Origin of the sequence: Flavobacterium celericrescens, from assembly GCF_011392075.1 — a bacterium.
GTDB lineage: Bacteria > Bacteroidota > Bacteroidia > Flavobacteriales > Flavobacteriaceae > Flavobacterium > Flavobacterium celericrescens.
Window position 1 is genome coordinate 88,914 of record NZ_JAAJBV010000002.1, and the last position, 24,824, is coordinate 113,737.

16 protein-coding genes are annotated in these 24,824 nt (G+C 33.4%); 4 read left to right on the forward strand and 12 right to left on the reverse strand.

Annotation, left to right across the window (positions count from 1 at the left end; translation table 11 throughout):
- Window positions 1-5: 5 nt before the first annotated feature.
- The 8 genes from G4L40_RS03115 to G4L40_RS03150 all read right to left on the reverse strand — a co-directional run bounded on the left by G4L40_RS03115 (window position 6) and on the right by G4L40_RS03150 (window position 13,920).
- On the reverse strand, window positions 6-3,365 hold the full coding sequence (locus G4L40_RS03115) for a helicase-related protein (RefSeq protein WP_166235704.1): 3,360 nt from the start codon (window positions 3,363-3,365) through the stop codon (window positions 6-8).
- 72 nt (window positions 3,366-3,437) lie between these two features.
- Entirely contained in the window at window positions 3,438-3,890 is a 453-nt protein-coding gene (locus G4L40_RS03120) for a type II toxin-antitoxin system death-on-curing family toxin (protein WP_166235705.1), read from the reverse strand.
- Between the two features lie 3 nt (window positions 3,891-3,893).
- Window positions 3,894-4,895, reverse strand: a complete 1,002-nt coding sequence (locus G4L40_RS03125) for a DNA-binding protein (RefSeq protein WP_166235706.1) — start codon at window positions 4,893-4,895, stop codon at window positions 3,894-3,896.
- 239 nt (window positions 4,896-5,134) lie between these two features.
- Window positions 5,135-8,266: an Eco57I restriction-modification methylase domain-containing protein gene (locus G4L40_RS03130; RefSeq protein ID WP_166235707.1), complete on the reverse strand. Its 3,132-nt coding sequence runs from the start codon at window positions 8,264-8,266 to the stop codon at window positions 5,135-5,137.
- Window positions 8,267-8,773: 507 nt separating this feature from the next.
- The gene (locus tag G4L40_RS03135; RefSeq protein ID WP_166235708.1) at window positions 8,774-10,999 is read right to left on the reverse strand and encodes a VapE domain-containing protein; all 2,226 of its coding nucleotides are present in this window, start codon (window positions 10,997-10,999) and stop codon (window positions 8,774-8,776) included.
- 97 nt (window positions 11,000-11,096) lie between these two features.
- Window positions 11,097-11,378 (reverse strand): helix-turn-helix domain-containing protein, encoded by a 282-nt coding sequence (locus G4L40_RS03140; protein ID WP_166235709.1) that lies wholly within the window; start codon window positions 11,376-11,378, stop codon window positions 11,097-11,099.
- 89 nt (window positions 11,379-11,467) lie between these two features.
- Window positions 11,468-12,370 carry a hypothetical protein gene (locus G4L40_RS03145; RefSeq protein WP_166235710.1) on the reverse strand — a complete coding sequence of 301 codons (903 nt, stop codon included), beginning with the start codon at window positions 12,368-12,370 and terminating at the stop codon, window positions 11,468-11,470.
- 332 nt (window positions 12,371-12,702) lie between these two features.
- Window positions 12,703-13,920 carry a site-specific integrase gene (locus G4L40_RS03150; RefSeq protein WP_166235711.1) on the reverse strand — a complete coding sequence of 406 codons (1,218 nt, stop codon included), beginning with the start codon at window positions 13,918-13,920 and terminating at the stop codon, window positions 12,703-12,705.
- Between the two features lie 395 nt (window positions 13,921-14,315).
- Between G4L40_RS03150 and G4L40_RS03155 the strand changes: the two genes are divergently transcribed.
- Both G4L40_RS03155 and G4L40_RS03160 read left to right on the forward strand, forming a co-directional pair.
- Window positions 14,316-14,846: a hypothetical protein gene (locus tag G4L40_RS03155; RefSeq protein ID WP_166235712.1), complete on the forward strand. Its 531-nt coding sequence runs from the start codon at window positions 14,316-14,318 to the stop codon at window positions 14,844-14,846.
- Window positions 14,847-14,914: 68 nt separating this feature from the next.
- Window positions 14,915-15,499 (forward strand): hypothetical protein, encoded by a 585-nt coding sequence (locus G4L40_RS03160; protein ID WP_166235713.1) that lies wholly within the window; start codon window positions 14,915-14,917, stop codon window positions 15,497-15,499.
- 66 nt (window positions 15,500-15,565) lie between these two features.
- Here the strand turns inward: G4L40_RS03160 and G4L40_RS03165 are convergent, their stop codons facing one another.
- On the reverse strand, window positions 15,566-18,286 hold the full coding sequence (locus G4L40_RS03165) for a T9SS type A sorting domain-containing protein (RefSeq protein WP_166235714.1): 2,721 nt from the start codon (window positions 18,284-18,286) through the stop codon (window positions 15,566-15,568).
- Window positions 18,287-18,931: 645 nt separating this feature from the next.
- Between G4L40_RS03165 and G4L40_RS03170 the strand changes: the two genes are divergently transcribed.
- On the forward strand, window positions 18,932-19,408 hold the full coding sequence (locus G4L40_RS03170; RefSeq protein ID WP_166235715.1) for a T9SS type A sorting domain-containing protein: 477 nt from the start codon (window positions 18,932-18,934) through the stop codon (window positions 19,406-19,408).
- 32 nt (window positions 19,409-19,440) lie between these two features.
- On the forward strand, window positions 19,441-21,759 hold the full coding sequence (locus tag G4L40_RS03175) for a collagen-like protein (protein ID WP_166235716.1): 2,319 nt from the start codon (window positions 19,441-19,443) through the stop codon (window positions 21,757-21,759).
- A gap of 154 nt (window positions 21,760-21,913) precedes the next feature.
- Here the strand turns inward: G4L40_RS03175 and G4L40_RS03180 are convergent, their stop codons facing one another.
- The 3 genes from G4L40_RS03180 to G4L40_RS03190 form a co-directional block, all read right to left on the reverse strand.
- Window positions 21,914-22,660: a maleate cis-trans isomerase family protein gene (locus tag G4L40_RS03180; protein WP_316044629.1), complete on the reverse strand. Its 747-nt coding sequence runs from the start codon at window positions 22,658-22,660 to the stop codon at window positions 21,914-21,916.
- 69 nt (window positions 22,661-22,729) lie between these two features.
- Window positions 22,730-23,638 carry a fumarylacetoacetate hydrolase family protein gene (locus tag G4L40_RS03185; RefSeq protein ID WP_166235717.1) on the reverse strand — a complete coding sequence of 303 codons (909 nt, stop codon included), beginning with the start codon at window positions 23,636-23,638 and terminating at the stop codon, window positions 22,730-22,732.
- 60 nt (window positions 23,639-23,698) lie between these two features.
- The gene (locus G4L40_RS03190) at window positions 23,699-24,811 is read right to left on the reverse strand and encodes a cupin domain-containing protein (RefSeq protein WP_166235718.1); all 1,113 of its coding nucleotides are present in this window, start codon (window positions 24,809-24,811) and stop codon (window positions 23,699-23,701) included.
- Window positions 24,812-24,824 lie beyond the last annotated feature (13 nt).

Genomic DNA, 24,824 nt, shown 5'->3' on the forward strand with positions numbered 1-24,824 from the left:
AATTTTTAATTATTTAATTGATTTTCAACAGCTATTATTACTTCATTTTTTTGATTATCAACTCTTTTTAGAATTTTATCTAAGTAATCATCTCCAAAGTGATTTCTAACCCAATTTATTTCGTTTGTTAGTGCTTGAATCTCCTTCTCACTAGATTTAGGATTGATTGATTTTCTTCCTAATCTTCCTAGTGTTCGGATTGAAAGGGTATGATATTTTTTTAAATCTTTGATTAACATTTTTACAAAATTTGCTAAGTTTTCTTCGTTACCTGGTAATAATTTTAAATATACTTTTAAATTATCTAAAGCTTTGGATTCTAAAGCAATATCACTTCTACCTGTTTTATAGTTAGGTTTGAAGTTTTTAATGTTTTCGTAATTATTCCAAAAATCTTTTGAAAGGGGTAATTTATTTTCTTCAAATTCGCATTGTGTATTAATCAATAACTCTTCAAAAGTTACTTCTTTAATATTTGTATTTACATCTTCTTCATTTTCGATAATTTGAGCGAATAAACTCAATCCTTTTTTTCTCAATACATTTAATTGATATTTATCAAATCCCTTAGCTGTTTTGACTCTCGAGGGAAGGTTGCTAATTTTTTTGATAACTTCGGGATATTTGTTCTCGATATCTTTGTATGTGTTACGAATATGAGTTGATGTATTTATTTCTCCTCCTTCATCCGGATTTTGATTTAATTTATTGAATAACCCTGATGCAGTTGGTTCTTCTTCTTCGTCAAACATCTTTGCATCTTCCCCTAATGAACTATGAATTAGGAACATTTTTTGAGCAGCAATTTCTCTAGACTTAACAATATCAGCACCAATTTCAGATGGGAAGAAGTTATAAATGTGTAATTCATCAAAAACTTTTGTTCCAATACGATTAATACGACCTACTCTTTGAATAACTCTTGTTGGATTCCAAGGAATATCGTAATTGATAATTACTCCTGCACGGTTTAAATTGAACCCTTCAGAAAGTTTATCACTCGTTAATAATATGTCGAAATGATTTGTTTGTCCGTCTTTTCTTTGCGCATTGAAATCTGAATTCAGACTTTTAGCCAATTCTTTTGAAACCTTACCATCACAAACTAATAATCGCATACCGAATTTCTCACGGAAATAAGGCTCTAAATGCTTAATAGTATCAACATATTCTGAAAACAATATGACTTTTCTGTTTTTGTCTTTTTCTAAAATAGATTGTATTTCATTTGCTATACGTTCTCTTTTTGGGTCGTTTTCTACAATTTTTAGTTTTTTTAGTTGGCTTTGAATTTCTTGAAAAACTAAAATATCACTTTCAATATGTTCCAAAAATTCAGTTCTTCTTTGGAAATCGTTAATGTCATAAACTGTATTGTTTTTTGGAACTTTTTTATTTAATAAATCTTTAGAATACTCGCTTAAAATTCTATCAATATCATCTTCATCATATGACTTAATTTTGTCAATTAAACCTCTGTCTAATATGTATTTGCCATTAGACTTTTCAATGAAATCACGTACTAAAATATGCACTTGCAAAAAACGATCTATTGATTGACTGAATGCACCAAATGAACTTTCGAAACGCTTTACTAATAAACGTCTCATAAAGTCAAATAAGTTTTGCTGTTGTTGGAATTGTCTATTGCCTTGTTCGTCTAGTTGATCCTCGTCTACAATTTTTTCATAACTGAAAGGTTGATAAATTGCTCCTTTGAATCTGCCGTTTTCTTCAAAATATTCATTTAATATTCTGTCATAAAATGTATTTTGTTCATGTGATAAATGATAAAATAATTCAACTGGGTCTTTAACGGTAGATAAATCACCAACCTCTGCTTTATAAACGTAATCTTCTTTTAAATCTAAACGATTTCTTCTAATTACTACAGAGGAAATTATATTCTTAATTTGATTTGCCAATAATTTAGTTTCATGTCTTACCACGTTAACGTCTATGGGTAATTCCTTAGCTAACATAGTGCGATATAATGTTTCGGCTTTTTGACGCTTTGCTGGCTTATTAGAATTCCAGTTTTTGATTATGTCTGAAAGACGTTTGTATTTATAATTGAATGCCCTGAATAATCCTTCTAAGTTGTCATCAATTGTGATACCTGATTTACCAGGTACAATAAATAGTTTTAATAATGAAAATATATCCGCAGGTGAATTATTGAATGGTGTAGCTGTCAATAAAATTACGGTTCTGTCTCTACAGATGGTAAGTAAAGATTCGTAATCTGCGGAATCTTGATTCCTAAAATAATGTGCTTCGTCGACAATAACAACTTCGATTCCTTTTGTTTGAATAGTATCTGCTAAATCTTCTAATTTTCCTCTACTTTCTACTTCCCAATCATACAATTTAAATTCGTTAATATAACCCCACCAACCTGTATTGTATGTTTTATCACCCATTAATCCTGGAGGACAAATAACCATTCCTCTTTTGCCTAAGTTTTTAGCTATTAGAGAGGCAATTACTGATTTGCCCAAACCTACTACATCGGCAATAATTACACCGTTGTATTCCTCAATAATAGACAATGCTTGATTTACTGCATCGGTTTGATAGCTGTATTTTTTATATCCTATTTCTTCCAGAAGATTTTCTACTTCGGGTTTTATTTGTTTTTGTTGTTGTAGGTCTAAATAGGTTTTTAGAATTAAAACATAGGCTTCAAAAGGTGTTACTGAAGCTGCTTGTGATTTGTGCTGAATGAATTGTATCAAAAACTCTTTTCTGTTTTCGATTTCTGAAATTGGAATAGCTCGTTCCCAAAGTTCATCAAAATAGTTTTCAGCTTCGGTAAAACCATAATCTTTTATTTCTACATTGAATTCTTCTTGACCTGATAATCCTGCACGTGTTAAATTACTACTACCTGTAATAAACTGCCCTGTCATGGCTTGTATCTCTGCCTGTTCTTGGTTTAAACGGAATAGGTATAACTTAGCGTGGTTTGAATTTTCGGTTTTGCGAATGATTAATCGCTTTTCGTTTAGCATTTGCAAAAAGAACTCTACTTGATTGTAGAATGCTTCTGTATCCATTTCTTCATTGTTAATGGCATTGCCCATAGAAGTCATGAATTGATTGAATAGGTCGTCTTGTGACTGTTCCTCTTCTTGACTACCGTGTTCTACAATTTTATTTAAGATTTGATCTACTTGAAGACCAACCAATAATTTTAGTGTTAGGTTTTCGTTCTTTTTTAAGTTTTCAAAAAGTTCTTGCCAACCTGAAAAGTAAAAGAACCCTACTAAAAATTTAAGCTCATCACTAATGCCGATTAATGTATTTAATCTTCCTTTTAATGATTTATTGGTTTTATTATTGGTTATGAAATTGTTTGCCATTCTTTTAGTTACGTTTATTAACTTATCTATTTTTTAAAATATTGATATGTTTTGTTTTCTTGTGTTAATCAATTATTGTTCTTGATTGTTTAAATGATTTGTTTTAGCCTCAATTATTTTCATTTTTAATTCGATGCTAAAATCATCTTCATAAATGAATGAAGTAATTATTTCATGTAATAAATCTCTATCTATTATGTTATCAGCAACATCAACAGCAATATTTTCTATTTCTCTCATGAATCTACCAACTATGAAATCTAATTGATTGATTTCGAAAAAGTAAGCTGTTAAAACAACTGATGCTCTTTTGTTTCCATCAGAAAACGCATGATTTTTATTTAAGGCATAAAACAAATAAGCTGCTTTATCTTCTATAGTTGGATAATACCCATCATGTTGAACAAAATCTAAAACCGCTTCCAAATGTCCTTTGTCTTTTATGCCAAATAAACCACCTGATTTTTCTATTATATAGTCGTGTTCTTTGATAGCATATTCTATGTCAAAATAATTGAATTTCATACCCTATCTGTCTTTTAATCTTTTGAACACATCTATGTTTTCATCAATTCTTTCTTCAAGAGTTTTGCTTTTTTCACCTAAGAACCTATCAAAGTCTGTTTTTGAAACACTATCTATATATTGTTCAAGATTTTCATGTAAAACTTGCCTGAAACCATAATCTCTTGTAGCCATTTTTGTTCTTGCATCGTTGATTAATGGTGTAAATAATGGATGTTCTGCAAAGTTTTCAAGAAGATTATCCATTTCTGCCTTAGCCAATTTTCTATTATACTTTAACGACAATGATTTCATTTCGTGTGCTAAACCATTTTCAAAAGAAGCTATTAATTTTAAAACTTCAGCATACATGGTGTCTCTTACGTTTTCATTTGCTTCTAATTTTAAAACTCTTTTATACTCGTCTGCTTTTTCTTTAAAAACACATTGATAAATTTTATCTGTGTAGTATGAGTATTTGAAAGGACCTAAGTCTAAATATTCTTTTAAGGCATTTGTAAATTCTTTACGATAATGAGGTTCTTTTAATATTGTATTAAAAAAGTCTTCATCTCGTTGGTTGATGTATTTTGTAGAACCTCCTGTTTTTTGGTTTAAACTATCTATTACAATATCAAGCATTTTACTTCTTAAAGCTTTTGCCATATCGCTTTCAACTAAAAGCATTCCGATGTTTAAAAACGATCTAAAATTAAACACCCCTAGCTGTGGAGTTCTGCTAGACAAGTTTAGAATATGACCAAATTCTTCTTTGAATTCTTTTAATGATTTACCCTTTAATACATTATAACCGTTATGCTTTAGCTCTTTTTCATTATTTTCTAAGTAGCGTTCTATTGTTACAACATCTATTTGATAAAATTCTGCAATTTGCTGTTTTGTGAATACATATTGTTCTTTAAAATACATACCCGGTATACCTACATAGTCTTGTAATTGCATTATGACTATATAGTTATTTAGAATGTTTTGACGGTCAATATTTGAAACGGTTAAATCTTTCATTTTCTGACTTTTTTGTTTTATTTTACTAGCACCTGCTACAAAACTGAGCTCTATTCTTTCTCTTCTTTTGTTACAACACAACAATTTTATTACTAAAAATTATTTAAAAAAACAATTATTGTTGATAACTTTTTGATGTTCCCCTCATGAATGAGGGAAACATATTGTGTTATTGTTGAAAAACCCTTATTTTACTGGTCTTTTGGTTTAGATTATTTTTAGTGATTTTATTCACAATTTTAATAAACATAGCTGTTATACTCTTCCTCGCTTAACCCAAACTCTGGATCTACTACTAAAACTTCAGCATAACTCAACTCGTAGAGTTTGTAAACCATGAGGTCGATTTGGTTTGCAGTTTCATTTATCTCTAATTTATTTACTATCAGTAAATCAATTTCTGATATTAAATTCTCAAATATTTTTTGAACACTGGTACTACATTTAACAATTGGTATCTTTCGTAATTGCTCAGGTTTAATATTGACATCATTGAAATAATACGAGAACCAATAGTTAATTAGTTTTGAGTTTAAAATAGCTAGAATGTATTTTAAAGATAAATCTTTAACATTCTCTTTTAAAAGTATATTAGACATTCCAGTCCCATTTATGAATTTTTGATCATCAAATGCACAGACTAATCTTTGTTTAAGTTGAGGGTTTCTTATTCGTTGAACTAGAATTTTTTCATTATCAAAAATGTAACTAGGTCTTGGTCTATGAAGCCATTCACCATATTTTAAATATTCACCACCCCATTCAATAAAATACTTTGATACATTCTTTCCATAAAGCAATTTTCTATGGAATTCTGTTTCTTTATTTTCTGAAGAAAAACTACGAGGTTGGTTCTTTTTCCCATAAGCAATCAAACCTTGCCATATTTCTGTAAAATCATCTAGAGTTGAAATTACAATATCAATTTTTTTAATTACACTATTGTTTTCTTTAATGTTGAGTACAAATTCATCGTTAAGTTCAAGTAATCTTTTCTCTTTTTCAATCAAGTCACCGCTTACAAGGAAGTATTCATCATTTGTATTTTTTTTATTTTGAATAAAGAAAATATTGGTATCAACCATTGCCATTTCGAATACTTTATATAATGTTTTTGAAATTGAAACAAGATTATATTTTTCAAAAATTAATTTTCTTAATTTTTTAAAATAACCTAATCCTGTCCACGTATCAGGAACTATGTAGGAATTAATACCATTAGTGTTTAAAAATGATAATCCTTTTTCTATAAAGTATTTATAAATTTCATGCTTACCTTCAACACATTTATAATTATTATTAAAATATTCTTTACCAGTTTTAATAATACTACCATAAGGCGGATTCCCAATTACCACATCGAATTTTTCTACCCCAAACATCCAGTCGGGGTCAAACCAAGCAGAGCTTTCGTTACTGAAAGGTTTCCAAGCTGCTAATTGTTGTGCACGTTTGTTTTGCCCGCCAGCTTTGAGTTCGTTTTTATAAATTTGCGTTTGTAGTTTCTCAAATTGTTGTTTTAAATTTTCTTTTTCCTGAGGGCTGGCTTGTAAATAAGTGTTTCTTAATTGTTGCAGTTGGTTTTGTAAATCGGTAGTTTCTCCAAAATCAAAAGCCATCATACCCTCTTTTTTACCTTCGTCTAAACCTATTAAGGTATTGGCAGTTACAAACTTAAATTCTAGATTCGGCAGTGGTTCAATTCCTCTATTGTCTGCTTTGTCATCAATATTTTCATCAATAATCAACGAAAGGAAACTTCTTAGTTTTGAAATTTCAGCTGCAATAGGTTGTATGTCCACTCCATAGATAGAGTGCTGTATCACCCCTAATTTACGGGCATAATCACTATTTGAATTTTCAATTTTTTCTTTAAAATCATTCAAATATTTTGAATCTAATACTTTAGCTGCTTTTTCTACTTGTTTTGCTTTCCACCAAACGGCACCTTTATCTAATTTTTTTAATAAGGCTATAATTTTATGCAAAACTCCCATAGGGAAAGCACCTGAACCACAAGCTGGATCTAATATTTTAACTTCGCTTAAAGCTTCCAATATGGCAACAGTTTGTTTGTTGTTAAAAGGATTTTCTGCATCGTCTTTTAACAATATTTCTAATTGCTCTTCGTCTTCGATATTGGTTTTGGTTTTAATGTATTGCAATAATGATTGCTCTACCATATAATCTACAATCTCTCGTGGTGTATAGAAACTTCCTGTAGATTTACGAGCACTTTTCTCGGTATCTGGGTCAATCTCTGCCAATAGATTTTCGAAAATGGTACCTAGCATTTCAGGGTCGATACTTACCTCAAAATCGTTAATACTGTTTTCATCAATAGTGAAGTTGTATTGTTCTAGCGTTTCGAAAAACTTTAAAAACCAATCATTTGGAATATTTAGAGCAAAATTAATCTGATGTATTCCTTTGCTATCTTTTGCGAAAAAGTCATCATCTTGTGCTTCAAATAAACCTCCATTTAAAAATGGAACTAGTTCGTGTTTATTAGGTAAAACATAAGGTTTTCTGTCTTCCACTTTTTTGTTCAAGACCAAGAAGAATAATTTTTCTAAAATAGCATGGTAGTAGTTGTGTTGGTCATTATTGACACTTGCTACCATATTTGACGAAAGCCATTCTTCGGGAATTAGTGGAATACCGCTATCTGATTTCTTGTTTTTTAGAAACCAACAAAATATAGTTCTACCAATTAATCGAACTGCGAATTCTTGATATACTTTTCTGTTTTCTACAGGTGTAGATGGAAGTTTTAAACATGCATCAAAAGATTGTTCTTTTTTGTTGATGTTTACTTTACCACCAATAAGACTGTAGAAAGCCGTTGCAATTTCCTCGTAGAATTTTTTGTTTAATTTTTCAACACTAAATGCCTCTTGAATATCTTCTAACGAACTAAAATTACAACCGTTGATTCTGTTTTTAAATGTTTTATTCGTTTTTGACGGGTCGACAAAGTAGGTGTAACGTTTCCAGTTCGTAAACTTTTGTTCTTTATTACCATAATTTTTTCTAATGAATGAAAAACGGAAACAATTGTTTTCATCATAGAAAATGAAGATAGCGCCATCTTTAAAATCTTCTTTCAGGACTTTTTTAGCAATTTCAAACTGACGTTTTTTTGAGGAACGCTCCGATAGTAAACCGTTAAATTTACATGTAAATACAATTAATTCGTCTGAATTGTTAAAAGCAACTTCTCCTACTTTCTGAAGGTTAGAAAAGTTTATAAAATCATTACCCTCTATTATGTAATCAAGGTTTTCACTGTTTGGAGAAAAAGCAGCTATTTTACTTTTGAAGAAATCTGTAACCGATTTTATAGAGAAATTTTGAATTAGTTTGTCCATTAATTGTTTGTTTAAGTGCTTAGAGAAAATTAAAAAAAATATAATTCGTAAATATATAAAAAACGTACCGAAACCAAAATGAGGAAATCCGTATTTCAGTTAAAAATGATGAAAAATACTGCAAAATACCGCAGGGTGTAGGGTGTAGGGAAAAAACGAGTAAAAGATTTTTATTTTTTCTGAAATAAAAAAAACGGATTTATTTGAGGAAATGGGTGCAAACTACACTTAGTCCTTTATTGATTTGCTTTTGAATATGCCGATGTTGCTAGAAAATTTGAAAAGTAAAAAAATACAAAATGTTTGTGTGGAAATTTGCTTACACCCCTTACACCCTCTTTGGAGTGGTCTGTGGTCTGTGGTCAGTTGGCAGAAAAAAAAGTGGATATCCTAACGAGAATTTCTTTGTCTTTCCAAATTCATTTTTATCAGTTTTGGAGAAACTGAAACAAGTTCAGTTTGACAAGCATTCTATTTTTGGGATACCCACTTATGATAATTTTGGGTTTATATTTCGGATTGTCTGTTGGTTTGATCTACTTCTTCGTAGGTAAATTCTTTTACTGCGTAGACTGGACTTCCTTTTCGCATTAGTCTTGTGAAATTGTGTTTTTTTAAAGCTTTTCCGATTTTGTTTATTGTTCCGTCGGTGATGGTTATTTTTGCTCTTTCGGCTAGTTTAGCTGCTATCTGTGAGGCGTTTAAATAATGCGTGGCATTTTCTCTATCGCAAGGTTCAAACCATGTTAAAAGCAATTCTTCTTCTGGGCTTCGTAGTTGGTATTGTTCGTTGTTTTCGGTGATGTTTTTGATTTCTTCTTGGTCGAACCAATGTCTGAATCCTGATTTGAATAAATATAAGGCTTGTGATAATACATTGTCAATATTGATTTCGTGTTGGTATTGGATGTTTTCTACTTCAAAACAAAGGAATCGTCTGCTTCCTGTACTGTCGTTTAAGAATTGTGCTGTGTTGACACTTCCGGCAAATGATGCGCGTCTTGGCATGGTTTCGTTGTTATGTCCGTAGGCTTTTCTCATTCTGATTTGTGTCTTTGTGATGATTTCTTTTAAGCTTCCAATTTCGGAACGGTTTAGGTTTTCTAATTCGTCCAGGTTGATTAACATACATTCTGAAAGCTGCACTAAAGTGTCTTTGTTGTTTGGGTTTATGGTTCCAGAGAACAAATACTCTTTTAATTTTCTAGGCACTAGTTTTTCTACCCAAGTGGTTTTCCCTAATCCTTGTTTTCCACTGAATACAATTACCGTGTGATTGATAACTTTGTCATCCAATACACAACCCACCATTGCTACAATCCATTTTTTAAAACACTCTTGCCAAAGGTCTTGTTTTGTGGTGGTTATGGTGTTTGCCAATTCTAAAATATAGTCTGTTTTTTCATCATACGATGGTAGATTGAAAAAGTAATCTTCGAACGGATTGTATAATTCACAGAAATCGGAATACAATAGGTTTCGCAACGAAGAAAGGTTTGTTTTTATTCTTCCTTTTAAACATTCGCGAAGCATAGAGTTTTCTATAAAGTCGTTCATTACATGCCATTTCTTTTTAGCCCCACCCGACCTCCCCGAAAGGGAGGAGCTTGAAAGCTGTTGATATTCTAGTTTACCTGATACTATGTTGTGACGGAAATTGTATCGAGAGGTTAGAAAATTTTCTAGTTTGTCGATTGGTGTTATTCTCGTTTTTTCTTCTTCTTCGTCCTCATAGAAGTCGCCTCTCGACTCCGCTCGAGGTGACAGGTTTTGATTGTCTGATTTTTTTGTGTTGTTTTTAGTGTTTCTGTTCTTTTCAAAATTTTCATCTTTTCCAAATTCGTGAATGTTTCCGTAGGCGCTGTGAACGGTTTGTGTTACTTCTTTTTCGTCATAGCCAAAGTCTGTTAGTATGAAGCTTAGTGCTTCGTTTAATGATATGCCTTTTCGGTTTAGGTTGCACGCGAGTTGGTGTACGAATACGTTTCGGCTACCTGTCGCGTATTGCACTTTTTTTTCGGTGAAGCGAACGCAGTGGTTGTAGATGGCTTCGCTGTTAGTCGCAGTCGCAGTCGCAGTTGGCAGTTGAGATGCTGAAACGAGTTCAGCATGACAAGATTGATTTGAGTTATTATTATTCAAATGCATCTCGCCCCTCGACTCCGCTCGGGATGACAGCATTTCATTTTGCTCTTTTGTGACAAAGGTTTTAGCAGCTTCGTTATGATAGAGGTTATCATCGAATGAGTAGAAACATAGTCGGGTTATGTCTTTTCCGGATTTGTCTATTTCTTGGTTTAATAGGGTTTCATAGTGTTTTTGGATGGCCAAAAAGGTTTCTTTGTGGTCTTCTTTTGTGGTGTTTACTTTTACTAAAATCTTTAATCCATTGCCTGATGGACTTATGAAACTTGCATAAGTGTATTCGGATTGGTTGGCTTTATGTTTTGCGTTTTGTAAATCGGTTTGACTTAATTTATCGATGTCTAGGATTATGAAATTGGAGTATGCTTCCAGAAATTCCATTTTTCTTCCACCTACAAATTTTCCTGAAGGAGTGAATGCAGGCAATGATTTTTTGGCTTTTTCATAGGCTTCTAGTTTGTTTTCGGCTAATGATTTACGCAAATACGTTATCCCTGGTCTGTACTTTCCTGTTTTGATTTCGTGCAGGATTTCGGGAATTGTTTTGTGTTCTATTACTTCGTTGAAGTTTTTGAAGATTGTTATCATGTTTGAGTGAAAAGTGATTAGTGATTAGTGAAAAGTCTTAGTGGTTGTTCCTGTTTTACAGTCACATACCTCACATGTTCCGTTGCACTGGTTCATACTATTTTCCTTTGAATGATTTGTTGTAGTGTTCTTGTAGTAGTTTTTCAACATCAGAAAGTTTGTAGTAAATTTTACTTCCTACTTGACTGAATGAAATTTTGCCTTCATCTCTCCAGGTTTGTGCGGTGCGTTTTGAGACTTTCATCAGCATAATGAACTCTTGATTGTCTAAGAAGGTTTCTTTCTTTGGGTCTGGCTTGGCGTTTAGTTGGCTTTGAATTGCATCTAATTTTGCCATTAATTCGTTGTACTGGTCTTTTGTTAAAATAATTGCTTCCATTTTCGTAGTTTTTAAAAGTTTATGGAGCAAAATTGTGAAGTAAAAAAAAGTCCCTTAGTCCCAATCGGGTCCCAAGGGACTATTATTTTTTAGAGGAAATTGTCGAGGTCTATTCGTTTATGGGTCTTTGGTCGTTTATCGCCTCGTGATGGTTTGAGGATGGTTTCGACTGTTTGGGGACTTATTTCGTTGTTGTCTTTGTCGATAAAATTATTGACAATCATATTTACTATTTCGCCATTAGAAGCATCTATAAATGATTTTCCATCTACAAATAGTTCACGACTTAGTTGGTAGAATATATCTACTAATTGGTTTAGATTTCCGTTGAATTTCAGTTTTTTAGTGGTTAGTTTTTTCTCCAGTTCTAGTTCTTTTTCCTTCTCAATTTCGGAACGCATTTTGCGAAGCGTTTGTAATTTTTCGATGAATTGTACGCATTGCTGGTCATAAGCTTGCAGCTTGTTGTTGATTGAAATGATGTCGGCTTGTCGGTATTCGAAAATTTCTTCGTTCAAAAAGATTATTTTTTCATTGAACGATTCCATTTTTTCGACCTGTTGTTTGATTTCAAAAAACGAAAAATAACGATCTTCTGATTCGGCATTGATTAACCTTTTTGGAGTTGCTTGTTTGGTTTCTTTTACGCTCGAAGATTGCAGCTCTGTTCTTTTTTTCTCGATGATGTTGTACAATTTGTTGAATCTACTCAATGCCTTTTGGCTAAAGAATAGTTCTTCATTGTTGGCTAATAATTTTTCGAACTTGTTTAACCAAGTGTTTCCGTCTTGGGCAAGTTGGAGTTGGTAGTTAATGAATTCAGGTAGTTGGGATTGTGGGATTGTAAATACTTTTTCGAGTAAAGCAATACAATAGTTTTCCAGTGTGGGTTCCTGGTCGTGCGTAATGTCAAAAATAGAAGCTGCACTTTGTGCTGTGTCGATGGTTCTCCATTCTGAGAATAATGATTTTTTGATGTTTTGCCCTTTCAAGTTCACGTTTTTTGCCGGTGTTAAATTTGTTCATTATTTGTTATTTGGTTACACTTTTTCCAATGTCACTACTTGAAATGTTATAGTTGCTTGAAGTTCAGGTATACTTCAAGTTGATTTCAATATGATTTTGGAAGTTTTTTACTATTTGGGATGCCTAAAATTAGAACAAATTCAGTACCTGTTTGCGTTGTTTTTCGTACAAGTTTTTAACAAAATTGCGAGGGCTTGTAATTGCTAGGGTTTTGGATTTCGAGAGTAAAAAATGGTAAAATTTACCTTCGAAAAAGAAAACGAGAGTATTTTTTTGAAGTAATTACTCTCGTTCTGTTTTAGTAGATGTAGTTGTCAACCGCTTTGTCTAATTCTTCCGAAATGATTTTAGCATATACCTGGGTTGTGCTGATATCGCGGTGGTCCATTAGTTTTGAAACGTGCTCAATTCTCATTCCATTGTTTAATGCGTTTGTTGCAAAGGTGTGGCGGCTTATGTGGAACGTTACTTTTACTGGAATTTCTAATTTCTTTGCAATGCGCTGTAATTGAAAATTAGCTGCTTTATTGGCACTTTCTATAAAAGTATAACGGTATTCATCATTCTTTAAATACAGCTCTTTATTTGTGATTACAGGGAATATAAAGTCGTCTTGTTCTGCATTTTCCTTTTTGTATTTATTGATGATGTCCAATGCTAACTGACCAATCTTGAACTGATGCATTCTTCCTGTTTTGCGAATTACTTTTTGTATTCTTCTTTCTTCTTCATTGAAGTGTTTTACTTGAAATTCTAATACATCACTGAATCGTAATCCTCCAGCGAAAATTGAAAAGATAAACATATCGCGATATACACTCGCTTTTGATTTTTCATCTAGTTTATAATTGATAATCGCCTCGAATTGCTCTTTCTTTAAAAACTGTCTTCTGCTTGGGTCTTTCTTTAATTTCAACTTACTAAACGGATACATGTATTCCGGAATTAAATCTTCTTTGATAGCTTCTTTGAACATAATTGCCAGTATCATGATGGAATAACGTTGTGTTGTATTTCCGTTTTTTAATTCGTTGCTTAGATAACTCATATAGTCCATTAATAATGAAACTGTAATGTCATCAAAATAAACCTCCTTGGTTCCTACCCATTTTTCGAACTTATCTAAATAGGCATGGTAATTTTTATAGGTTGAAATGGAAACGTTGTTTTTGATTCGTTCACAATGTTTTCTGGAATACTCGAAGAAATTTGGTACTTCTTTACCTTTTATGGCTTCTTTTAGTTTTTTAATGGAAACGGTTTTTACTTTACGCTCCATGTCGGCAATTTGTCCTTCCGCATCGGCAATTTTTTGAGCAAGTGCAGCATTCATTCGCGCGCTATTAGGATAGCTTTTCTTTACTCTCTGCTTTGCTTCATCCCAATCACTTTCTTTAAGTTTGAGTCCGGCAGTGATAAATTTCGTTTTTCTATCTTTTATAATTCTAATGTACAAAGGGCTTTTACCTGTTTGATCTTTCTGGTTGGTGCGTAGTATTAATTTAATAGATGCCATAATTATAGAATTTTAGAAATGTTGTACTATATTTGTAAAGCGGTGCAAACGAGTGAAAGTATTGATTTTACTAGTGTTTCATTCTAGTGCAACGGAGTACTAAGGTACAACAATTGGTACAACAAATCAAGTATTTTGATGCTTTTTTATGCTTAAATTTGCTTTAGCATTTTTTATAAAGTCAATAAATACAGTACTTTAAGTGCAAAAGGGTACTTGCAGAATTATTATAGAGATAACAGCGGTTTGCTTCAATGGCTACTTCCGGATTTTCCTGCGGAAAATCCGCTGCTGAATGGAATGTTTTGTTATATTTGTAATGGCTTGGTGTTGGTTCAACGCCACAATTTTTAAGCCGCGAAACGTTACCAGTAAGTTTTGAAAATCTGCATAAAATGAACAATAGAATTTTACTTACAATTATTTTTTTCTTGTTAATAAATGTAAATTGTTATTCACAATCAGAATATCCTTTCTACGAACAATTGGCTTTTAATTTCTATAAAGACACTATTCTTGAAATGTATCCTGTTGAAAGGAAAATAACTGTGTTTAAATCTCTTAACTATGATTCTGGTGAAGAAATTTATTATGTCCCATCTGAATGCTTAAAGACAAAGCTTCCAAATTATGGAAAAAATATTGAAAAGTTAGAATATTCAAAATATTGGAGAAGATTTGAAGATATGAGATTGGATCTCGATTTAACAAATATTGACAAAAAGAAATTTAAAATCAGAAAATTTAATCGTGGAAATTTTCCAAAGTTATTTATTCATTATCCAAAAGTATATGAAAACAGATTTTTTGTAATTGTACACGAAAAATATCAAAACAGCGGAAAATATTATACTATTGAATTAAATAAAGCTGGTGAAATTATCGATTGGTGCCAATCAAAATATGAAACTGTAACTTTACATTAAACTTACTGGTAACAGCGGTTTGCTTCAATGGCTACTTCCGGATTTTCCTACGGAAAATCCACTACTGAATGGAATGTTTTGTTATATTTGTAATGGCTTGGTGTTGGTGTAACGCCACTGAGAGCAAGCCGCAGAACGTTGGTGACAATATTTCCGCAGAAGAAGAAAAAAAACCTAAAATGAAGTCGAAAATAGATATAACTGAATTTAGAAATAGATTAAAAGATAATACAAAAATTGGCTCGCCAAAACTTAAAATTCCGTTGGGTTTCTTTTCAATATTTACTGACAATTCAAAATGTTTTTATGGCAGATTTGACAACTCAACTTTTGAAATTATAAAAAATTCTAGTTTTGTTCCAAGTTTATATTTTCTGAAAGGAACTTATGAAAAAACTGAAAAAAGTTTGACTGTAAATTATAGTTTAGAACCAGTCGGCAAATTACGCTTAGTTTGGGTAAAATACTTTCCAATTATTGCACTTATTATGTTTAATTCTATATTTTATTTTCAAGTAAAACCGTCAATGAAAGTATATCTTATATTTAATTTATTCATAATTTTTATTTCAATCGTTTCAAAACTTAACATAAAATGGCAAAATAGAAACCTGAAAAGAAAATTTAATAAAATATTTGAATTAACGGAATGAAAACTTGGTCAATAAAAAAACCGATTTCTTAGTGAAATCGGTTTTTAAAATTTAGTAAGCTTATGGTTATTCTACCATTAGTTTTTTCATTACTCTAGTATTGTTATTTGAAGTAATTTCAATCATGTAAACACCTGCATTCAAATCGGCTATGTTAACCGTTTGAGCATTTGCATTTGTAATTTCTTTGGTCATTACAACTTTTCCTAATAAATCATAAATTACAATAGATTTAATAGTATGAATTGCGTTGTTTGCAGTAACCGTTACATAATCATTTGCTGGATTTGGATAAAAAGCAAACTGATTAGTATCAAAAGAGTTAGTTCCTAAAGCAGCAACAAATTTGGTATTGAAAGTATTGGTTACAATAGCTGGATTGAAATCGAAGTAGATAGAAGCTGTATTTGGAATAATATCTCCTACTGCATATCCTGCTTTTGGTTTTACTTTAAACATTACATATCCTTTTCCAATTGTAGTATTCGCTACAGAAACTGGCAACATGATATCGTCAAAATTCCATGTTAAATTAGCACCAACACGGTCTAAAACATAAGCATGGCTAGCGTCAACCATTTTAATTGTAGATTCATCTAATTTTGCATCTAATACATCATTCACTCTAACGTTTATGGCACTAGCATTACCTGTGTTTTCGAAACGAATAGTATAATATAAATAATCTTCTGAAGTGAATGAGCTGTGCAGAATTTCTTCTCCGTGTGATTCCATTTTATCGTTAGGGTCATAGGCGTTGATTACCATTTGCGCTAGAGAACTATCGTTATTTTCTGGTACGATATCACCTACTAATGGAACAATTGAAGCTAAATTTGTTAAATATTGACCTGCATTCACCGTAGGAATAGTAGGCACTTGCATTGTAACTGTAATTTCTCTTGCTTCAAAAGGCATTAAATTTGTAAAATCGTACGTAAATCCTGTTGGAGTAGCTGTGGTTCCTGCTTGAGAAATTGAAGCTATCGTTACATTGGCATCTTTCGTAAAAGTAACTGTTCCCGCTCCAACTGTTTGATTTCCTAGATTTGCATATACTACTTTATTAATATAAGTAAACCCTGGTCTTGGTGAAGAAACAGGTATTATAGTAACGGCAATATCATTGTAAGGTTGAGTTACAGTGATTGGGAAATTATAAGTAGTCATCCCTGCTCCTACTACTACACTTATATCACTATAACTTGAAGTTGTTATACCATACATAGCTGCATAGGCTGGATCCACTGTATAATTAAAATCGTACGAATTAGCAGGATTAGTTTCATAAATATTATAAATTCCTGCAGGTGAAGACACGTTATGAACAGTTCCATTATTATTCAATTCGTAATGAAATTGTCCTAATGGGAAGTTATTTTCACCATTATCTTGAACACCATTTGCATTTGTATCTAAGAAAGCATTTAAGCGTATTCCAGTACAATCTATAGCTCCTTGTGAATTACCTAAATCATTGATTTTGATATAACCTGATTGGTTACTATAATTAGTTACCATGATTAAATAATATTGTCCCATCACAGCGTTAGGAATTACAGGATATTCTACAGCTGCTCCTGAAAAACTACAACTAACAATCGTATTTGGAGTAATTTGACCATTACAAGGAGTTACAGGATCTGTAAAAGGCCCAAAAATAGCGTAATCAACGTCTAAATTATTGAAACCAAAATTAGGATCTGTACTTTGCTGAATCATTAAATTGATACTTCCTGATGTACTTATAGGTAAATAAAACCAAGTTGGATTTGGAGTTGAACCTAAACAACCCATACCTCCTGTTGAAGGTAGGTTAATTGTATTTGGGAAAGGATTTCCTAAAGCACCACATAAAGAATTTGCTAGACCACAAACCGATGCTAAATTACAATTTGCAAAAGTTCTTAAATTCATTGTATAAATACTATCACAACCATTAACAATACTTTCTCTGATATAGATAGGAACTGTAGTTGGTTGTACCGGTAATGTATAAGTTGCTGGATTAGCTATTGGATTTACCTCAGCCTCAGCATTAGCTTGAGAAGCATAATAACTAATTGTATTTGTAGTATTTAATTGTGCTTGTGCTGTTGTTAAATCAAAACTAATTACACCATTATTATCTTGGTCACATTGTTCCATTGGTGTTAATGCTGGTTGGCTGTAACTATATCCTATAACATGTAAGAAAAATACAGAAATATAAGAACTTCCGTTTGTAGTATTTGTGATTCTACAATATACTGATTGGTTTACACCTAAACCAACACAATAAGGTGATGAAAGTGGATTTACATTGTTATTTGCATCGTCATTTGAAACGTGATAAGTAATAACATGTTCTGATGGGTTTAACGTCCCCATTAAATTTGCATCATTATCTGTTAAGTTAAAACAAGCTTGATTTGGACCATCTACACAAGCTGAAAAACTTTGAGGTTGTCCAGGCTGGTTACATGTAGCTGTCATAAAAGTTATAGTAACTGGTGCGCTAGATTCAGTTGGTGAACAAATTGATGAAATTTCTACAGTAATATAACTACCACAAGAAAGTCCTGTTAACACAAATGGATTAGAGGTAGCATAATATTGCATTACTGAAGCTCCATTTAATGAAACTCCAATATTCCATGCTGAAGTTGTTGCAGAATCTTGCCAAAAAATGACGGCAGAATCTTGCGTTATGTTATTTACACCTGGGAACGTTGGGCTAGCACATTGAGCCGAGACCAAATTTGATGCAAACAAAAATGAAATAAATAGGAGTAGTGTTTTTTTCATAGGTTGTTTTTTTTGTTGTTAATTTTATGCAAATTACAAATTTTCAATGAATTACACTCAATCGTACAAAAAATTAACACTATAAGTTGCATTTTTTAAAAAAAATTAATTTTTAATCAAAATGTAAATTGTTAATTTTCAATTATTTAAAATTCTGTTTCTCATTATTTTTTTATTTTTTTTTAAATTTACAGCACTTTTTTTTAAATCATAACTTTTTTTTATATATTTGTGACGCTTTAAAACAAAATCGTATTTAAAGTCTAGTAGAAATACTAGAATAATCATGATAATCCCCCCTTATATATATAGATGCCTCAGATGGATAATACCGTTTGGGGTTTTTCTTTTTTAAAAAATAAATTCTCCTTTTAAGATAACACCCAACTAATTTCAACAATCATAAGTATTGTAAATTTAAAAAAAGATGGCATTGTTTTAAAAAAACACACTTGTCCTTCACAGACTACACTTATACTTGTGTACTCCCTCTAGCTAATTTACACTTCTTCACTTTTTCAAATAAGCATAGTTTTATAACAAATTAATAAGTGTTTAAATATTGATTGTAATAATTTATGCTTTCTTTTTTATTCATTTCTCAATTTAAATAATGTTCATAAAAACAACTAATAAACAAGTGATATGAAGAAAAAAAAATTACTTCTTATGGGCGCTTTTTTGAGTTGTTACTCTATTTATGCTCAAGAAGCTATAGTTACTTCTGGAGGAAATAATTCGGGTAGCAATGGAAATATAAGCTATTCTATAGGACAAGTAGTCTATACTACTTCCGTAGGAACAACTGGTTCTCTAGCAGAAGGTGTTCAACAGCCTTATGAAATTCAAACTTTGTCAGGAAATGACAATTTTAATATTAGTCTCGAACTATCCGCTTATCCAAATCCAACAACCAATTTACTTTATTTAGAAGTAAAGGAATCTAACTTTGAAGCTGTTCACTATCAATTATTTGATTTTAATGGTAGATTATTGGAAAGTAAAAAAATTGATTCTATCACAACTTCAATTCAAATGGAGCAATATCCGATGGCAGTTTATTTATTAAAAGTTTTAGACAACAACATTGAGGTTAAATCCTTCAAAATTATCAAACAATAGGTTAAAAATAAATACCCTTAAAATCATTATTTATGAAAAAAATATACATTTTAACAATGTTGTTATTAATGTCAGTTGCAACATTTGCTCAGAGTCAAGATTATATGAGCTATCAAGCAGTAATTAGAAATGCTAGCAACAACTTAATAACAAACCAACCTGTAGGAATGAAAATTAGTATTTTACAAGGTTCGGCAATTGGAACTGCAGTCTATGAAGAGACACAAACGCCTACTTCAAATATAAATGGATTAGTTACTCTTGCAATTGGTGGAGGAAGTACAATTTCTGGTTCATACGGCACTATAAATTGGGCAAATGGTCCTTATTTTATAAAAACAGAAACAGATCCAACAGGAGGAACAAATTATACAATTGTTGGAGTAACGCAATTTTTAAGTGTTCCTTATGCGCTTTATGCTGCAAATTCAGGGAGTTCAATACCTGGCCCACAAGGTCCTGCTGGATTAAATGGTACAGATGGTATTAACGGTTTAGATGGAGCAACAGGTCCAATGGGTCCACAAGGCCCTGCTGGAATAAATGGTTTAGACGGTGCAACTGGTCCAATGGGTTCTCAAGGTCCTGCTGGATTAAATGGTGTAGACGGTATTAACGGTTTAGATGGAGCAACAGGTGCAATGGGTCCACAAGGTCCTGCTGGATTGAATGGTTTAGACGGTGCAACTGGCCCAATGGGTCCTCAAGGTCCTGCTGGATTGAATGGTGTAGACGGTGCAACTGGCCCAATGGGTCCTCAAGGTCCTGCTGGATTGAATGGTGTAGACGGTGCAACTGGTCCGATGGGTCCTCAAGGTCCTGCTGGATTAAATGGTGTAGACGGTATTAACGGTTTAGATGGTGCAACAGGTCCAATGGGTCCACAAGGTCCTGCTGGATTAAATGGTACAGATGGTATTAACGGTTTAGATGGTACAACTGGCCCAATGGGTCCACAAGGTCCTGCCGGATTGAATGGTGTAGACGGTGCTACTGGTCCGATGGGTCCTCAAGGTCCTGCTGGATTGAATGGTTTAGACGGTGCAACTGGCCCAATGGGTCCTCAAGGTCCTGCTGGATTGAATGGTGTAGACGGTGCAACTGGTCCGATGGGTCCTCAAGGTCCAGCTGGATTAAATGGTGTAGACGGTATTAACGGTTTAGATGGAGCAACAGGTCCGATGGGTCCTCAAGGTCCTGCTGGATTGAATGGTTTAGACGGTGCAACTGGTCCAATGGGTCCACAAGGTCCTGCTGGATTAAATGGTGTAGACGGTATTAACGGTTTAGATGGAGCAACAGGTCCAATGGGTCCACAAGGTCCTGCTGGATTAAATGGTACAGATGGTATTAACGGTTTAGATGGTGCAACTGGTCCAATGGGTCCTCAAGGTCCTGCTGGATTAAATGGTACTGATGGTATTAACGGTTTAGATGGTGCAACTGGCCCAATGGGCCCACAAGGCCCTGCTGGATTGAATGGTGCAGATGGTATTAATGGTTTAGACGGTGCAACAGGTCCAATGGGTCCTCAAGGTCCTGCTGGATTAAATGGTACAGATGGTATTAACGGTTTAGACGGTGCAACTGGCCCAATGGGTCCTCAAGGTCCTGCTGGATTAAATGGTGTAGACGGTATTAACGGTTTAGATGGAGCAACAGGCCCAATGGGTCCACAAGGTCCTGCTGGAATAAATGGTGTAGACGGTATTAATGGTTTAGACGGTGCTACTGGCCCAATGGGTCCACAAGGTCCTGCTGGATTGAATGGTGTAGACGGTATTAATGGTTTAGACGGTGCAACTGGTCCAATGGGTCCTCAAGGTCCTGCTGGTAATGATGGTTTAGATGGTGCAACTGGTCCGATGGGTCCACAAGGTCCCGCTGGTAATGATGGTTTAGACGGTGCTACTGGCCCTATGGGTCCTCAAGGTCCTGCTGGAATAAATGGTGTAGACGGAGCAACTGGCCCGATGGGTCCTCAAGGTCCAATGGGTCCATCAGGAGTTCCTACAGCATTTACATTTCTTTCTAAAACAACTGACTATACTATCACTTCTAGTGACATTTTAAATAATGTATATTTAAAAAATACTAGTAACTCGTTAATTACAATTACACTTCCAAGCGCTAGTATAGCTGGATCTGGTAAGATGATTTATATCACAAGTACATCAACTAGTTTATACCAATCTATAAATGTATTGAGTAATGGTATTGATAGCATATATGGCTTTTACAGTAATCCAACAGGTACTATGAATATATCAACAATGACTTCTTCTAACATAGGTTGGATTCAATTGATTAGTGATGGAACAAGCTGGAATATTTTAGGAATGTATTGGTAATTTTAAGAACTCGAAAATTATCAATACGAATGCTTTACAAAATATAAAGCAAATGAATTTCAAAATTTAAATAATTATGTTAAGCAATAATTAGAACAAAAAAGCTACAACAATAGATGTTGTAGCTTTTTTATTTATCATAATTTCAAAAAAATCAATACTTACCACTCAACAACTCACCACCGATTGCTGATTTAGCTTCAATACCAATTTTTTTCATCATTTCATAAGTAGTACAAACCGCTGCAGAAGTTACTGGAATTCCACATTCCGCCTGAATCAAATCGATTGCTTCTAGTGATGGCATTTGCACACAAGCTGAAGCTACTAAAACATCAACATCTGTTAAATCTAATTGCTTATAGATTTCCAAAAGATTCATTGGATTTTGAGCGGCAACTTCTAAGTTATCAGGAATCTCTAAAGCGATACTTTGTTTTACTTTAATTCCTTGATTTTCTATATAATCTACAACCATATCTGTTAATGGTCGCATATAAGGTGTAATAATCGAAATTTGTTTAGCTCCTAACACTTTCAATCCATTGATTAAAGCTCCTGCGGAAGTTACAATTGGAGTAGGAAAATCGTTTGCCACCGTTTCTTGATGCAAATTTACTTCCGAAACACAATGATAACCACGTCCCATACTCATAATTGCTACTAAACATGCGTATCCCATTACGTCTACATGTGCATCAGATAATTCTTGCGCACATTTTAAACTCATAGCATCCATAGCTTCTAATTCTTCTTTAGTCACTTTTTTCATTCGCATTCTACTGCTATGAAAGGTAAAACGTTCAGGTAGAATGGTTTCACGGGAGCGGAAGATTGCTGGTATTTCGGTTTCCATCGTTACGTTTGAGGATGGAACTATTTGGCCGATTCTGTATTTCATTTTTATTAGTTTACAGTCTCAGTCTCAGTCAACAGTCTGAAAACTGAAAACTGCGACTGAATACTTTTATTATATTTCTTTAATCGTATTTGTTATTGTTCCAATCCCTTCCACAGTTGCCTCAACTACATCGCCATCATATATCCATTCTTGTGGGTCGCGACCTGCGCCAACGCCTGCTGGAGTTCCTGTTGCGATAATATCACCTGCTTCTAAAGTGAAAACGGTACTTAAATCTTCAATCAAATCGTTGATGTTGAAAAGCATGAATTTGGTATTCGAATTTTGTTTTTCAACACCATTTACTTTCAATGATAAATTCAAGTTGTGTGGGTTTTCGATTTCGTCTTTCGTAACAATAACTGGTCCCATCGGTGCAAAAGTATCTTGTCCTTTAGAAACAATCCACTGCCCTTCTCTACGGCAATCACGTGCTGAAATATCGTTAATCACTGTATAACCAAAAACATAATCTAAAGCGTCTGATTTTGATACATATTTTCCTTTTTTACCAATAATCACAGCTAATTCACATTCCCAATCCAATTGCGAAGTTAACTTCGTGTTTTTAATGATTTCGGTATTCGTTGCTGTAACCGTTGTGGGTGGTTTTGAGAAGATAATCGGTTTGGTTGGAAGTTTTCCAGTTGTGTCTAATGTACGAGCACTTTCGGCTACGTGTTCTGTATAATTTAAACCAATTCCGATGATGTTTTTTCTTGGTTTTTCGATTGGGGCTAAAATGGTTACTTCGCTCATTTCATAAGCGATTTCTTCGAAGAAATTCTCAGGTGTTTCCGCAATCATTTCTGTTATTTCTGGAATAATTTCAAATCCCATATCAATTAATTCTAACATATCGTTTGGTAATGGGAAATTGGAAACATCTCCAAAATCCTGCATATCGATAACTTGGTTATTATGAATAAAGCCTAAACGTGGCTCGGTGTCTTGTGTTTTATAGGTAAGTAGTTTCATATTTTTTATTTAACCGCAAAGAGCGCTAAGTTTTACGCAAAGTTCGCAAAGTTTTTGTTGTTATTGAATTTGTTGATGTCCGTTGTTTTCTGTTAATTCTCTTCCTTGGTATAATCCCAATCCTTCAATCACTGGTAAATCGTTGAAATTGAAAAGGCAAGCATCTTCGGTTTCGGATAAATTGTGATGTTCGTGCCAAGCCCAACTCGGAACACAGAAAATATCACGCTCTTTCCAATCGAAACGTTTTCCGTTGATGATCGTGTAGCCTTTTCCTTTGGCGCATTGGTACACAAATGAACCGGTATGTTTGTGTGCTTTTCCTTTGAATCCTGCTGGTAATAATTGCATCGCAGCTCCCATAGTTTGCATTACGTGTCCACCAGTTAATGGATTCGAATATTGCATAAAAATGCCATCAAACGGATTGACTTCATTGACTTTATGCGCTTCTAATAAGGCTGGATACACATTTTTCCAAGAATATTTGAATAGTGGAGAATAAGGTTTATCCCAAGTTTTATCGGCTGGAATCAATCCTGCACAACCATACGTTATTGGTGAAAAATTCAAGGGTGCTATCAATGGTTGTTTACCATCATAAACTGCATAATCATTAGCTTCTAAAGCATTCACCAACGGAATATCTAAACCATCTTGCCAAATGCAGGTTTTCCCACCTTCTTCTACACCATGTTCGTGCCAAGTGAAATTAGGAGTAATAACAAAATCGTTTACTTCTAACATGATTTTATTACCATCTACAACCGTATAACCTTTTTCGCCTTCCATAATAAAACGTAAAGCCGAAGCACGATGACGGTGTGCCGAAGTAAATTCACCAGGACGCGTAACTTGAATTCCAGTATATAGCCAACCCACAGCTGCTGAAACATCTTTACGTTTGTCGTTTACCAAATATACAACGCGTCTTCCAGCTTGTTCTGGCGTTACTAATTCGGATGATTTTAGAACTAATTCGCGTAAATCATCATATTTCCATAACATAGGAACCGAAGAAGAACGCGGTTCCCAAGGTTCGATATCATTAGCGACCGTCCATAAAGCTCCAGCGCCAAGCGTTTCTAACTCTTTATAATAGGCTTTTAGTTCGTCTGAATCTTGAACTCGCGCTCTTCCGTATTGGTCGTCTGAAAAATTATTTGTTTCCATAATCTTATGTTTT

Excerpts from the sequence above, each read along its gene's own strand:
- G4L40_RS03115 (WP_166235704.1), bottom strand. The coding sequence starts at position 3,365 with ATGGCAAACAATTTCATAACCAATAATAAAACCAATAAATCATTAAAA.
- G4L40_RS03120 (WP_166235705.1), bottom strand. The coding sequence starts at position 3,890 with ATGAAATTCAATTATTTTGACATAGAATATGCTATCAAAGAACACGAC.
- G4L40_RS03125 (WP_166235706.1), bottom strand. The coding sequence starts at position 4,895 with ATGAAAGATTTAACCGTTTCAAATATTGACCGTCAAAACATTCTAAAT.
- G4L40_RS03130 (WP_166235707.1), bottom strand. The coding sequence starts at position 8,266 with ATGGACAAACTAATTCAAAATTTCTCTATAAAATCGGTTACAGATTTC.
- G4L40_RS03135 (WP_166235708.1), bottom strand. The coding sequence starts at position 10,999 with ATGATAACAATCTTCAAAAACTTCAACGAAGTAATAGAACACAAAACA.
- G4L40_RS03140 (WP_166235709.1), bottom strand. The coding sequence starts at position 11,378 with ATGGAAGCAATTATTTTAACAAAAGACCAGTACAACGAATTAATGGCA.
- G4L40_RS03150 (WP_166235711.1), bottom strand. The coding sequence starts at position 13,920 with ATGGCATCTATTAAATTAATACTACGCACCAACCAGAAAGATCAAACA.
- G4L40_RS03155 (WP_166235712.1), top strand. The coding sequence starts at position 14,316 with ATGAACAATAGAATTTTACTTACAATTATTTTTTTCTTGTTAATAAAT.
- G4L40_RS03160 (WP_166235713.1), top strand. The coding sequence starts at position 14,915 with ATGGAATGTTTTGTTATATTTGTAATGGCTTGGTGTTGGTGTAACGCC.
- G4L40_RS03165 (WP_166235714.1), bottom strand. The coding sequence starts at position 18,286 with ATGAAAAAAACACTACTCCTATTTATTTCATTTTTGTTTGCATCAAAT.
- G4L40_RS03170 (WP_166235715.1), top strand. The coding sequence starts at position 18,932 with ATGAAGAAAAAAAAATTACTTCTTATGGGCGCTTTTTTGAGTTGTTAC.
- G4L40_RS03175 (WP_166235716.1), top strand. The coding sequence starts at position 19,441 with ATGAAAAAAATATACATTTTAACAATGTTGTTATTAATGTCAGTTGCA.
- G4L40_RS03180 (WP_316044629.1), bottom strand. The coding sequence starts at position 22,660 with ATGAAATACAGAATCGGCCAAATAGTTCCATCCTCAAACGTAACGATG.
- G4L40_RS03185 (WP_166235717.1), bottom strand. The coding sequence starts at position 23,638 with ATGAAACTACTTACCTATAAAACACAAGACACCGAGCCACGTTTAGGC.
- G4L40_RS03190 (WP_166235718.1), bottom strand. The coding sequence starts at position 24,811 with ATGGAAACAAATAATTTTTCAGACGACCAATACGGAAGAGCGCGAGTT.